This window comes from Nonomuraea sp. NPDC003201 (assembly GCF_053590415.1).
The window spans coordinates 1-12,569 of record NZ_JBSFTC010000029.1 but is presented as its reverse complement, the minus strand read 5'-3'; the positions used below and the strand labels follow the sequence as shown (position 1 = coordinate 12,569).

The following is a 12,569-nucleotide window of genomic DNA, read 5'->3' as shown; positions in this document are numbered from 1 at the left end:
CACCCCCACATAATTCACCTGATGCATTGACATCAGACATTGAATAAATATATCATGCATAAATCGTTTCAATAAGGTAGGTGCGCCCATTGAGAGGGTTTCTGCCGGATTGGGAATCGTTACGCCGTCACCGCATCCCCGAGTGGTTCGGGGAGGTCAAGTTCGGCATCTGGTCGCACTGGGGCCCGCAGTCCGTGGCGAGCTCGGGCGACTGGTACGCCCGCCACCTCTACGGCATGCAACCCGCCTCCGAGCCCTGGGAGCGCCGCCGCGCCGACCGCCAGCACGCCCACCACCGCGACCGCTTCGGCGCGGGCGGCGCGAAGGACCTCTTCCACCGCTGGCGCGCCGAGCGCTTCGACCCCGGCGAGCTGATCGACCTGTACGTCTCCAGCGGCGCCCGCTACTTCGTCGCCCTGGCCGCCCACTGCGACAACTTCGACCTGTGGGACTCCGGGCAGCACGCCTGGAACGCCACCCGCGTCGGCCCGCGCCGCGACATCGTCGGCGCCTGGGAGCGGGCGGCCCGCGCGGCCGGGCTGCCGTTCGGGCTCAGCTTCCACAACAACTGGACCTGGCGCTGGCTCGACGTCGCGCACGGCGCCGACCCGGCCACCGGCGAGCCGCACGACGGCGGGCTGACCAAGGGCGACGGCGCCGGCACCTGGTGGGAGGGCCTCGACCCGGCCGAGCTCTACCCGGCCAGGCACGCCCCGGGCGCCAAGCCCCCGCCCCAGGTGGCCGACCGCTTCTACGCCCGCGTGCGCGAGGCGATCGACCGCTACCGCCCCGACCTGGTCTATCTCGACGACGGCCGCCTGCCGTTCGACGCGGGCAGCGTCGTCGAGTCGGAGCCGGTCAGCACGCGCGGCCTCGACCTGCTCGCCCACTACTACAACACCTGCCCGACCGGCGGCCTGGTGACCGTCAAGGACGTCCCCGACGCCGACCGCACCGCCGTCGTCCTCGACTGCGAACGCCGCCAGCTCGACGCGGCGCAGCAGTACCCCTGGCAGTTCGACACCAGCGACGGCGAGTGGTTCGACTGCTCGGACGACGACCCGATGTTCCACCCGCGCAAGACGTCGCAGCAGGTCGTGCGCACGCTGATCGACGTGGTCAGCAAGAACGGCACCCTGCTGCTCAACGTCCCGCAGCGCGCCGACGGCACCGTGGACGCGCACGCCCGCACCCTGCTGGGCGAGGTGGGCGACTGGCTGCGGATCTGCGGCGAGGGCGTGTACGGCACGACACCGTGGAAGCGCGCCGCCGAGGGGGCCACGGGCCTGGGCGAGACGAAGGGCTACGAGGGCTACAACGAGGCCGACCGCGCCTACCGGCCGGGCGACATCCGCTTCACCCGGCGCGGCGACGCGGTGTACGCCACGCTGCTCGCCTGGCCGGCGGACGGGACGGCCGCGATCGCCGGCCTGGGCACCGGCGAAGGGCTGCTGGAGCGCCGCCCCGCCCGGGTCGAGCTCCTGGGCCACGGCCCCGTCGCCTGGCGGCTGGCCGAGGAGGCCCTGTATGCCGACCTGCCCCCGACGCCACCCACGAAGGCCGCGTACATGCTCAAAATCACCTGACCTGGAGCCCCTGACATGGCGACCAACCTGCGAACGTGCGACCTGATCGACCCTCTCGGCATCGAGATCACCCGCCCGACACTCAGCTGGCAGCTGACCGGCGCCACGACGCAGACCGGCTACCACGTACGGGTCGAGCCCGACTTATGGGACACCGGCGAGGTCGAGTCGGCCGACCAGCGCGTGGTGTACGACGGGCGGCCCCTGACCTCCCGCACGGCGGCGCGCTGGCGGGTGCGGGTCCGCGACGCCGACGGCCGGTGGTCCGGCTGGAGCCCGCCCGCCCGCTTCGAGCTGGGCCTGCTGAGCCCGGACGACTGGACGGCCTCGTGGATCACCCACCCCGACTGGCACGACGAGGGCAACCCGCGCGCGGGCGAGGGCAGGCCGCTGCCGCTGCTGAAGGGCGAGTTCGTCCTGGCCCAGCCGGTCGTCCGCGCCCGGCTGCACGTGGCGGGCCTCGGCGTCTACGTCGCCACGGTGAACGGCGGGCCGGTGACCGACGCCGTGCTGGAGCCGCCGTACACAGACTTCGGCAGGCGCGTCGTGTACGCCACCCACGACGTGACCGAGCTGCTGCGCGAGGGCCGCAACACGCTCGGCGTCGAGCTGGGCCCGGGGATCGCGCACGTCTTCCCGCACCAGGACCGGTACATGAAGTTCTTCGGCTCCAAGGCCGCCCCACGGGCCATCGCGCAGCTCGAACTGGACTACGCCGACGGCTCGTTCGGCCGGTTCGCCACGGGCCCCGACTGGCGGGCCGCCGAGGGCCCGACCGTGCGCTCCCACTGGTACGGCGGCGAGGACCACGACGCCCGCCGCACCACCTCCGCCTGGCAGCCCGCCACCGTCGTCCCCGGCACGAAGGACGTGCTCAGGTCGCGCGCCTGCCCGCCCATCAGGGTCACCGAACGGCTGCCCGCGACCGCCAGGCTGGCCGCCGCCGACGGCACGCCGGTCTTCGACGTCGGCACGGTCGTCGCGGGCTGGGCCGAGCTGAGCCTGGACCTCCCGGCCGGCCGCCACCTGCGGCTCGTGCCCGGCGACCAGCTCGACGACTACGGCCGGGTCATCCAGTCGAAGCCCACCACCGGCGCCCCGATCTTCAACACGTACGTCACCAAGGACGGCCCGCAGACCTGGCACCCGAGCTTCCGCTACGACGGCTTCCGCTACGTCGAGGTCCAGGGCCTGCCCGAACAGGTCGGCCCGGAGGCCGTGACCGCGCTCGTGCTGCGCGCGGACAACACCCCCACCGGCTCGTTCGAGACCTCCGACGCCCTGGTCAACGACATCCACACGATCATCGACCGCGCGGTGCGGGGCAACATGTACAGCGTCCTCACCGACTGCCCGCACCGGGAGAAGCTGGGCTGGCTGGAGCAGACCCACCTGCTGTTCGACGTCGTCGCCTACAACTACGACGTGGCCGCCTACTACCGCGAGCTGCTGGTCACCATCGCCGAGGCGCAGACCGGGGACGGGCTGGTGCCGGACATCGCGCCGGAGTTCCTGGTGTTCGACGCCCCTTTCAGGGACGACCCCAACTGGGGCGGCGCGATCGTCCGCATCCCGTGGCAGCTCTACCGCTGGTACGGCGACCCGTCGGCGATGGAGACGCACTACGACGCGATGCGCCGCTACGTGGACTACCTCACGTCGAAGGCCGAGGACGGCATCCTCGGCCACGGGCTGGGCGACTGGATCGGCCTGGACGACTCGACGCCCGTCCCGCTGGTCTCGACCTGGGGCTACTGGCGGGCCGCGGGCACGCTGGCCCGCGCCGCCGGCGTGCTGGGCCGCGACGACGACGCCAAGCGCTACCGGGCCCTGACCGAGCAGATCACCGCGGCGTTCTCCCGCACCTTCGCCGGGTCCCGCAGCCAGGCGTCGGAGATCCTGGCGCTCGACATGGGCGTGATCACCGACGAGCTGGTGCTGGACCGGATCTCCGAGGCGGTGGCGGGCGGCGGCATCACGGTCGGCGAGATCGCGCTGCCCGCCCTGTTCAGGGTGCTCGGCCGGGCGGGACGGCACGACGCCCTGTGGGCGTTCGCCACCTCGACGAGCCATCCCAGCTACGGCTACCAGGTACGGCACGGCGCCACCGCGCTCACCGAGGCGTGGGACGGGCCGACGCGGGGCCTGTCGCAGAACCACTACATGCTGGGCGCCATCGACGCCTGGTTCTACCGCGGCCTCGGCGGCATCGGCCAGGCTCCCGGCTCGAACGGCTTCCGCCGGCTGCTGATCGAGCCCGCCGCCCCCGGCGACCTGGAGTCGGTGCGGGCGAGCACCGTGACCCCGTACGGCGGGGTCGAGGTGTCCTGGACCCGCGCGGACGGGGAGTTCACGCTCGACGTGGTGGTCCCGCCGGGCTCGTCGGCCGAGGTGCGGCTGCCCGACCTCGGGCTCGCCCGGCACGCCGTGCCGGACGCGGCGGTCAAGCTCGGGGCCCACGCCTATGAGGTGCCGGCCGGGCGGTGGACGTTCGGGGCAGGCAGGTGATCGGCACGTACGACGCCGCCCGCGTCAGGACCCCGCACAAGACCGGCAGGCTGCTGGTCGAGGGGTCGCGGGAGCCGGGCAGGTTCGACAGCCTCTTCGTGGACTGCCCGTTCGTGTGCTCCGACGGCGGCGAGTACCTGATGACGTACGTCGGCTTCGACGGGACCGGCTACCAGACCGCGCTGAGCCGATCGGCGGACCTCGTGTCGTGGACGCCGGGCGAGGTGATCCTGCCGCGCGACCCCGCGCACCCGTACCGGGGCTACAACGCGGCGCTCACGTCGATCGTGCGCGACAACCGCCTCGACTCCCCCGGCCAGGTGAGCCGGCTGGACGGCCGGGCGGTCGGCACGTACCACGCCTATCCCGAGGCTGGCATGGAGATGGGGGCGGCGGTCATCGGGTTCGTGGCCAGCGACGACCTGCGTACCTGGGTGGACGTCGGATCGGTGCTGCGGCCGCAGGACGGCGGCGCGTGGGAGCGCGGCGGCCTGTACAAGTCGTGGCTGCTCCGCCACGACGGCCTCTACTACTGCTTCTACAACGCCAAGAACCGCACCTACGACGGCTGGCGCGAGCAGATCGGCTACGCCGTCTCCCCCGACCTCGAACGCTGGGAGCGCCCGGAGCCCGGCCCGGTCGTCCCGCACGGCGGGCCGGGCGAGTTCGACGAGCGCTTCGCCTCCGACCCGTGCGTGCTGCGCGACGGCGACTGGTGGGTGATGTTCTACTTCGGGCTCTCGTTCGACGGGCACGCGAGGGAGAGCTTCGCGGTCTCCCGCGACCTGCGTACCTGGCGCAAGAGCGGCGAGATCCTCATCGACGTGGGCCCGCCGGGCTCGGCCGACGACACCTACGCGCACAAGCCCGCGCTCGTCTCCCACGGCGGGCGGCCCCACCACTTCTACACGGCGGTACGGCGGGTCGAGCCGTACCAGGTCGGCGAGCACACGCTGGTCGAGCGGCGCGGCATCTCCCTGGCCCATGGATAGGAGCGCACCATGAAGTCCCGCAGGAGCTTCCTGGCCGTGGCGGCCGGCGCCGTGCTGGCCCCCCAGCTGGCCGGGCGGGCGGAGGCGGCCCCCGACCTGGACGGCTGGGCCAGGGTGCCGCGAGTCCGGCGGCGGATCAGGCCGCCCCGCTTCCCCCGCCGCACCTTCCCCGTCACCCGCCACGGGGCGGTCGGCGACGGGACCGCGATGTGCACCGAGGCCTTCAGGCAGGCGATCGCGGCCTGCGCGGCGGCGGGCGGCGGGCGTGTGCTCGTGCCCGCGGGGACGTACCTCACGGGCGCCATCCACCTGGCCGACAACGTCGAACTGCACCTGGAGGCGGGCGCCACCATCCGGTTCAGCCGCAACCCCGCCGACTACCTGCCGGTCGTCCACACCCGCTACGAGGGTGTCGAGCTGATGAACTACTCCCCGTTCGTCTACGCCTACGAGCGGGAGAACGTCGCGATCACCGGCAGCGGCACGATCGACGGCCAGGCCGACGCCACGCACTGGTGGGACTGGTCGGGCGACCCGCCGCCGTCCGAGCGTCCCGACAAGAACCTGCTGGCCGCCATGGCCGAGCAGGGCGTGCCGGTGGCCGAGCGGGTGTTCGGCGAGGGCCACTACCTGCGCCCCAACCTCATCCAGCTCTACCGCTGCCGCAACGTCCTGATCGAGGGTGTGACGGTCAAGGACTCCCCCATGTGGAACATCCACCCGGTCCTGTGCACGAACGTGACCATCCGCGAGGTCACCGTGGACAGCCCGAACGGCCCCAACAACGACGGCTGCGACCCCGAGTCCTGCGTGGACGTGCTCATCGAGCGGTGCGAGTTCAACACCGGCGACGACTGCGTGGCGATCAAGGCGGGCAAGAACGCCGACGGCCGCCGGGTGAACGCGCCCTCCATGAACGTGCTCGTGGACTCCTGCGTGATGCGCGACGGCAACGGCGGCGTGACGATCGGCAGCGAGACCACCGGCGGCGTGCGCTGGGTCTACGCCTGGAACTGCACGATGAGCAGCCCCCGCCTGGAGCGCGCGATCCGCGTCAAGACCAACCCCGACCGCGGCGGCTACGTCAGGGACGTCTACTTCCGGGACATCACGGTGGGGCAGGCGGCCGACGCGGTGATCGAGGTGGCCCTGAACTACGAGAACAAGGACACCGGCCCGTACTTCCCCGACGTGGGCGCCATCGACGTGCGCCGCCTGCGGGCCGGGCGGGCGCCCAGGGCGTTCAACCTGATCGGCAACCCGGGCAACCCGATCAAGGGGGTGCGGGTGGCCGGCAGCGTGTTCGAGGAGATGGCCGAGGACGACGTCGTACGCGAGGTGACGGGGTTCGTGCTGCGCGACGTCTGGATCAACGGCCGCCGCGTGGACTCCGGTGGATGAGACGGTTCCGCCCCTGATCAGGGCTCGACGAGGCCCGCGCGGATGGCGTAGCGGGTCAGGTCGAGGCGGTCGCGCATGCCGAGCTTCTGCAGGATGTTCGCCCGGTGCCGGTCCACGGTCTTCACGCTGATGACGAGCGTCTCCGCGATCTCCTTGGCCGAGTTGCCCTCCGCGATCAGCTTGACGATCTCCTCCTCCCGGGGCGTCAGGATGCTCTCCGGCATGCGCTCGCCCTCGCGCGAACGCTGCAGGTAGTCGCGGATGAGCGCGGTGACCGCCCCGGGATACAGGAACGGCTCGCCGCGCATCGTGGCCCGGCACGCCTCCAGCAGGTCCTGGTCGGCGACCGACTTGAGCACGTATCCCGAGGCGCCGACCTTGAGGGCCTCGAAGAAGTACTGCTCGTTGTCGTACATGGACAGGATCAGGATGCGGATGCCGGGCGCGCGGCGGGAGATCTCGCGGGCCGCCTGGAGCCCTGTCATCCGCGGCATCGCGATGTCCAGGATGGCCAGGTCCACCGCGTCCTCCGACGCGGCCGCGACGGCCTCCGCGCCGTCGGCGGCCTCGGCGACGACCTCCAGGTCGGGCTCCGCGTCGAGGATCATCTTGAGTCCCCGGCGGACCAGCGCGTGGTCGTCGGCCAGCAGGATCCTGGTCTTGGCAATGCTCACCGCGTTGGGCTCCGATCGTTCGGGATGGTCAGGTGGACGCGGGTGCCTTCCCCCGGCGGGGAGTCGACGGTCAGGCGGGCGCCGATCAGCAGGGCGCGCTCGCGCATGCCCCGGATCCCGGCCCCGTCCTGGCGCGCGCCGCCCTGCCCGTCGTCGGTGACGCGCAGGGTCAGCCGCCCGTCGTGCGTGGCCAGTGACAGCTCGGCACGCGTGGCGCGGGCGTGCCTGGCGATGTTCGTGAGGCTCTCCTGGGCGATCCGGTACAGCACGAGCTCGACGTCCGCGCCCAGCTCGGGCAGGTCGTGCTGGACGGCGCGGGTCACCTGGACCCCGCTCATCTGCGAGACGTCGCTGCACAGGGCGCTCAGGGCGGCGTGCAGCCCGAGGTCCTCCAGCACGCCGGGACGCAGCCGGCGGGCGACCTGCCGGACCTCGTCGAGGCTGGCGCGTACGGTCTCCTGCACGCCGTGCAGGTCCTCGCGCAGGTCGTCCGGCGCGCGGTCGACCACCCGCTTCAGGCCGAGGAGCACCACGGTCAGGCTCTGGCCGATCTCGTCGTGCAGCTCGCGGGCGATGCGCCGCCGCTCGCCCTCCTGGGCGGCCAGAGCGTGGCCGCTGCTGGCGCTGCGCTCGGCCTCCAGGCGGTCGAGCATCGCGTTGAACGTGGCGATCACGTGGGTGAGGTCGCTGTTGCCGCCGTCGGTCAGCCGCTCGCCGGTGCGCAGCAGGTCCACGCGCTGCATGAGCGTGGTCAGCGCGTCCAGCGGGGCCAGGCTGCGGCGCAGGAGCAGCGCGTTGGCGGCCAGCATCAGCGCCAGGCCCACGATCAGCACCGGCACCTCGGCCAGCACGAGAGGCGCGGACACGGTGGCCGGTGAGATCGCGAGGACGAGCGTGGCCACCGCGAACACCAACCCGTTGATCATGAACAGCCGCCGGAACAGCGCCTGTGCCGGGCTCCCGGTCGTCCTCTTCGCCCTCTCGGTCATTTAACCAGCCTCTTTGTCTCCCGGCCCGGTTGTCGATCCGGCCTGACCCCCATCCTGCGGGACGTCCCTACATGCTCCGTCCCTCCCGGTATGGGTGCTGGACCCGATGGTGCCGGGCCCGCCCGGACCACGAGACTGGGACGGAGCCGCCGCCCGCGAAGGATGTCCTCGAAGCGGCGCGCGCGACGAGACGATCATCCTGGAGCGGCGGCTCACCAAGCCCGAACCCGTTCCGACTCCGGAGGTCGATAGCCGTGTGCCGCCAATCCCACCTTGTATCGTCATGCCCCGCCGCCCGGTCCGGGCCGCCGGGGCTTGACGGATGAGCGCATACGTAGCCCTCGCGATCTTCCTGGTCGCGTTCTTCTTCATCGCCACCGAGAAGGCCGACAAGGTCAAGGTGGTGCTCATCGCCGCCGGGCTGATGGCCGTCCTGGGCCTCGTCCCCGGCGCGGAGGTGTTCTTCTCCGAGCACGAAGGCATCGACTGGAACGTCATCTTCCTGCTCTTCGGCATGATGATCATCGTGGGGATCATCAAGCAGACGGGGGTCTTCGACTACCTCGCCATCTGGGCCGCCAAGCGGTCGCAGGGCAGGCCGTACCGGCTGATGGTCATGCTGATGGCGATCACCGCCATCGCCTCGCCCTTCCTCGACAACGTCACCACGATCATGCTGGTCGCGCCGGTCACCGTGATGGTGTGCGACCGGCTGCGCATCCCCGCCCAGCCGTACCTCATCGCGGAGGTGCTGGCCTCCAACATTGGCGGCGCAGCGACCCTCATCGGTGACCCGCCCAACATCATCATCGGCAGCCGGGCGGGGTTGACGTTCAACGACTTCCTCGTCCACATGGCGCCGATCGTGGTGGTCGTCTTCGCCGTGTTCGTGCTGCTCACGCGGGTGCTGTTCCGCGGGTCGTTCCACTATGACGCCGGGCACGCCGCGGCGGTGATGGCGCTGGACGAGCGGCGGGCCATCACCGACCCGCGGCTGCTGACCCGCTGCCTGGTGGTGCTGGGCCTGGTGATCGCCGGGTTCGCGCTGCACGCGGTGGCTCACGTCGACCCGTCGATCGTGGCCCTCGTGGGGGCCGGGGTGATGCTGATGGTCTCGCGCACGGACGTCAACGAGGTGCTGCGCGAGGTCGAGTGGCCCACGCTGGTCTTCTTCATGGGCCTGTTCGTCATGGTCGCGGGCCTGGTCCACACGGGTGTCATCGGGGCGATCGGCACGTGGGCCCTGGGCGCGCTGGGCGACGACTACTTCGTCGCCGCGACGGCGCTGCTGTTCGGCTCGGGCGTGCTGGGCGCGTTCTTCGACAACATCCCGTACGTCGCCACGACCGCCCCGATCGTGGAGGGCGTGGTCGCGCAGATCCCCGACCCGAGCACCGGGCAGGCGCTGTGGTGGGCGTTCGCGCTGGGCGCGGACTTCGGCGGCAACGGCACGGCGGTGGCGGCCAGCGCGAACGTGGTGGCCCTCGGCATCGCCGCGCGTTCCGGACACAAGATCACCTTCTGGCAGTTCACCCGGTACGGCATCGTCGTGACCGTCATCAGCACGCTGATGGCCTGGGCGTACGTCTGGCTGCGCTACTTCGCCTGACCGGGGAGATCAGGGGAAAGTCAGGGGCGATCACCGATGAGCGCCCCTGACCCGAGGAGGCATCGTGGGCCTCATGAACCGCCTCACCCAGATCTCCTTCACCGCGGCCCCCGCCGCGCTGCTCGCCGGCAGTCTCCTCACGCGCCTCCCCGGCGCCGACGCCGTCGGCGGGCCGTGGTGGGCGGCCGCGCACGCGGTCCTGCTGGCCGGGTTCCTGATGTTCGGCGTCATGCTCCTGGCGCTGCGCCGCATGGCGGGGCCCGTGACGGGCGGGTGGCGGGCGGCGGCGGACGCCGCCACGGCGGTGGCGCTGCTCAGCACGGCCGCCAACGTCGTCGGTCTCGCCGTCGACCTCTACAACAGGTTCGAGAGCCCGCGCGTCGCGGCGTGGGAGCCGTTCGTCTACGGGGCCGCCTTCGCCGCCCTGGTCGCGCTGGCGTCCGTGCTCGCCGCGCTCCGGCGGGTCACGGTCCTGAGCGCGGCCGTCACGGCCACGGGCGTGGCGGTGCTGATCGGAGGGGTGCTCGAACCGGCCCTGACGCCGGTCGGCATGGCGCTCATCTGGCTCGGCACGCTCCTGCTGAGCAGGGGCCCGGCCGAACCGGCGGGGCAGATCCACTACCGGCTCCACTGAGCGATCGCCGGGGCTTCAAGTGGGTACGTCCATGAAGGTCCCGACTCCCGGCTTTCATGAAGGAGTGGTTCCCCATGCTCTACGTCTTCGGCTTCGAACGGATCGGCGTGGCGGTCAGCGACATCTACTTCGTCGACCCCGACCCGATCAGGGGACAGGAGGGCGCCGAGCGCGGCGTGCGCCTGGAGCTGCGGAAGCTGCATCCCGGCGAGCTGAACGGGTCGATCTACTCGGCCCGGCCCATCACCGTCGAACGCCCCCTGTGGCGGGTGGACCTGCTGGAGTCGGTCAACAGCGCACCCGGCAGCTTCGACCGCACCCACCATCACCCCGGCATCGACGGGTGGGAGCCGGGGCGGCGGGTGTTCGACAAGGAGCTCTCCGGCGAGCCGCTGAAGTGGCTGAGCGGACGGCTGGCCGACCTGGAAGGCGTGCTCGACGAGGTCGGGGTGGACCGCGGTGAGGTGAGCCCGGCGGACGTGGCCGGCCTGCGCGAGCGTGCCGAGGAGATCGTCGGGACCGTCGCCCGCCTGCTCGACGGCGTCCACTCCGGCGCCCTCGCGACCCCGCCGGACGACGCCTCGGCCGCCGCCGTCCGCGCCAGCTGGTTGTAAGGACGATCTAGGGGGCCAGGCCGGAGGCGATGCCGTCCAGGACGAGGCCGAGCTTGCGGTTGAACCACACGGAGGCCGGCTCCGACAGCGCCCGCCGCATGACGGGCGCCACCTCCGGGCCGACCGCCTCGGCCCAGGCGTCGGCCGAGCTGTCGCGAACCTTCGCCGCGCCCGCGGGCGCGTCCAGCTGCTGGCCCCTGCCGAAGACGTCGATCGCCAGGTCGAAGACGGTGTCGACGGCGAGGAACGCGTCCTCCACCGCGAAGCCGTAGCCGATCAGGCGCTGGACGGCCGCGCCGAAGCGGTGCATCACCTCGTCGGGGAAGCGCCTGAGCTTGAGGAATTCCTTGATCAGGCCGGGATGCGCCTCCAGCAGCGCCCACAGCGCCCCGGCCTGCCCCTCCAGGTCCGAGCGCCACTCGCCGGTCGGCTCCGGCCAGTCCGCCTTGCCGATCGCGCGGTTGATGGCCACGACGACCAGCTCCTCGCGGTCGGCCACGTGGCGGTAGAGGGCCGAGTGGGCGACCCGGAGGCGGTCGGCCACGGTGGCCAGGGTCAGGTTGTCGAACCCGACGGCCAGCGCGGCGTCGGCGATGTCGGGCCGGGTGATGCGCGGCGGGCGGCCCCGCGGGCGGCCCAGCACGCGCCACTCCCGCGCCGTCGTCTCCTCACCCATCGAGCCCCCTACCGCCGTCGATCATGTCGCGCCGGGCCGTCCACCGGTCAGGCGCGTACGAGGCGCCAGCCGCGGGCCCGCGCGCGTTCTTCCCAGAACGCAGCGTACCGGCCGCCCGCGTCCAGCAGCTCCTGGTGGGTGCCGCGCTCGGCGATCACGCCGCCCTCCAGCATGACGATCTGGTCGGCGGCGGCGATCGTGGTCAGCCGGTGCGCGATCACCAGCAGCGTCCGGTCGCGGGCGAGCGTGGCCAGCGCGTCCATCAGAGCGGACTCGTTCTCCGGGTCCAGCGCGGCGGTGGCCTCGTCCAGCAGCACGATCGGCGCGTCCTTGAGGATCGCGCGGGCGATGGACACCCGCTGGCGCTCGCCGCCGGAGAGGGTCGCCCCGGCCTCGCTGACCCTCGCCCGCCAGCCGCCGGGCAGCCGCGCGGCGATCTCCTCGACGCGCGCCAGCCGGCCCGCCTCGCGGACCTCCTCGTCCGTGGCGTCCGGCCGCCCCAGCCGGATGTTGTCCTCCAGCGTGCCCTCGAACAGGTACACGTCCTGGAACACGATCGACAGCTGGGCCATCAGGTCCTCGGGCGGGTAGTCGCGCACGTCGTTCCCGCAGACCCGGACCGACCCGGCGGAGGCGTCCCAGAAGCGGGCGATGAGACGGGTGAGCGTGGTCTTGCCGGACCCGGAGGGCCCGACCAGCGCGGTCACCGTGCGGGGCGCGACGGTGAAGCTCACGTCCCGCAGCAGCGGCCGCTCATCGTAGGCGAAGCTCACCCCGTCCAGCTCGATCGACGGCTCGCCGGCCCGCGTGCCCACCCCGCCGACTCCGGTGAGCGTCAGGAACCGGCCGGAGGTGAGCAAACGCTTGCCTTCGGCGATCTCGTTCC

General features: G+C 72.1%; 11 protein-coding genes. 7 read left to right on the top strand and 4 right to left on the bottom strand.

The features are described from left to right. Positions 1-89: 89 nt before the first annotated feature. From ACWDX9_RS14180 to ACWDX9_RS14165, 4 genes are read left to right on the top strand one after another with little or no spacing between them, the layout of a single operon-like run. Complete coding sequence (locus tag ACWDX9_RS14180) at positions 90-1,586, top strand: alpha-L-fucosidase (RefSeq protein WP_449953223.1); 1,497 nt, start codon at positions 90-92, stop codon at positions 1,584-1,586. A gap of 15 nt (positions 1,587-1,601) precedes the next feature. Next, complete coding sequence (locus ACWDX9_RS14175) at positions 1,602-4,094, top strand: family 78 glycoside hydrolase catalytic domain (RefSeq protein ID WP_449953220.1); 2,493 nt, start codon at positions 1,602-1,604, stop codon at positions 4,092-4,094. Continuing rightward, entirely contained in the window at positions 4,070-5,086 is a 1,017-nt protein-coding gene (locus tag ACWDX9_RS14170; RefSeq protein ID WP_449953217.1) for a hypothetical protein, read from the top strand. Before ACWDX9_RS14175 ends, ACWDX9_RS14170 begins: the two co-directional genes overlap by 25 nt. Positions 5,087-5,095: 9 nt before the next feature. Further along, positions 5,096-6,487: a glycoside hydrolase family 28 protein gene (locus ACWDX9_RS14165; RefSeq protein WP_449953214.1), complete on the top strand. Its 1,392-nt coding sequence runs from the start codon at positions 5,096-5,098 to the stop codon at positions 6,485-6,487. A gap of 17 nt (positions 6,488-6,504) precedes the next feature. Here ACWDX9_RS14165 and ACWDX9_RS14160 read toward each other — a convergent pair whose 3' ends face one another. Next, the gene (locus tag ACWDX9_RS14160; protein ID WP_449953211.1) at positions 6,505-7,161 is read right to left on the bottom strand and encodes a response regulator; all 657 of its coding nucleotides are present in this window, start codon (positions 7,159-7,161) and stop codon (positions 6,505-6,507) included. Then, the gene (locus tag ACWDX9_RS14155; RefSeq protein WP_350733871.1) at positions 7,158-8,150 is read right to left on the bottom strand and encodes a HAMP domain-containing sensor histidine kinase; all 993 of its coding nucleotides are present in this window, start codon (positions 8,148-8,150) and stop codon (positions 7,158-7,160) included. Before ACWDX9_RS14155 ends, ACWDX9_RS14160 begins: the two co-directional genes overlap by 4 nt. Positions 8,151-8,472: 322 nt before the next feature. Between ACWDX9_RS14155 and ACWDX9_RS14150 the strand changes: the two genes are divergently transcribed. The 3 genes from ACWDX9_RS14150 (at position 8,473) to ACWDX9_RS14140 (ending at position 11,007) form a co-directional block, all read left to right on the top strand. Further along, on the top strand, positions 8,473-9,759 hold the full coding sequence (locus tag ACWDX9_RS14150) for an SLC13 family permease (RefSeq protein WP_449953207.1): 1,287 nt from the start codon (positions 8,473-8,475) through the stop codon (positions 9,757-9,759). A 73-nt stretch (positions 9,760-9,832) separates the two neighbouring features. After that, positions 9,833-10,393 carry a hypothetical protein gene (locus ACWDX9_RS14145; protein ID WP_449953204.1) on the top strand — a complete coding sequence of 187 codons (561 nt, stop codon included), beginning with the start codon at positions 9,833-9,835 and terminating at the stop codon, positions 10,391-10,393. A 74-nt stretch (positions 10,394-10,467) separates the two neighbouring features. Beyond that, positions 10,468-11,007, top strand: a complete 540-nt coding sequence (locus ACWDX9_RS14140) for a hypothetical protein (protein WP_449953201.1) — start codon at positions 10,468-10,470, stop codon at positions 11,005-11,007. Between the two features lie 7 nt (positions 11,008-11,014). Here ACWDX9_RS14140 and ACWDX9_RS14135 read toward each other — a convergent pair whose 3' ends face one another. Both ACWDX9_RS14135 and ACWDX9_RS14130 read right to left on the bottom strand, forming a co-directional pair. Continuing rightward, positions 11,015-11,683, bottom strand: a complete 669-nt coding sequence (locus ACWDX9_RS14135) for a TetR/AcrR family transcriptional regulator (RefSeq protein ID WP_449953198.1) — start codon at positions 11,681-11,683, stop codon at positions 11,015-11,017. Positions 11,684-11,730: 47 nt separating this feature from the next. Continuing rightward, positions 11,731-12,569: ABC transporter ATP-binding protein (locus tag ACWDX9_RS14130; RefSeq protein ID WP_449953196.1), on the bottom strand; the 839-nt coding region annotated here is incomplete at its 5' end.

What these genes read in the sequence shown, in the direction of transcription:
- ACWDX9_RS14140 (WP_449953201.1), top strand. Translation starts at nt 10,468, where the DNA reads ATGCTCTACGTCTTCGGCTTCGAACGGATCGGCGTGGCGGTCAGCGAC.
- ACWDX9_RS14150 (WP_449953207.1), top strand. Translation starts at nt 8,473, where the DNA reads ATGAGCGCATACGTAGCCCTCGCGATCTTCCTGGTCGCGTTCTTCTTC.
- ACWDX9_RS14145 (WP_449953204.1), top strand. Translation starts at nt 9,833, where the DNA reads ATGAACCGCCTCACCCAGATCTCCTTCACCGCGGCCCCCGCCGCGCTG.
- ACWDX9_RS14175 (WP_449953220.1), top strand. Translation starts at nt 1,602, where the DNA reads ATGGCGACCAACCTGCGAACGTGCGACCTGATCGACCCTCTCGGCATC.
- ACWDX9_RS14155 (WP_350733871.1), bottom strand. Translation starts at nt 8,150, where the DNA reads ATGACCGAGAGGGCGAAGAGGACGACCGGGAGCCCGGCACAGGCGCTG.
- ACWDX9_RS14165 (WP_449953214.1), top strand. Translation starts at nt 5,096, where the DNA reads ATGAAGTCCCGCAGGAGCTTCCTGGCCGTGGCGGCCGGCGCCGTGCTG.
- ACWDX9_RS14135 (WP_449953198.1), bottom strand. Translation starts at nt 11,683, where the DNA reads ATGGGTGAGGAGACGACGGCGCGGGAGTGGCGCGTGCTGGGCCGCCCG.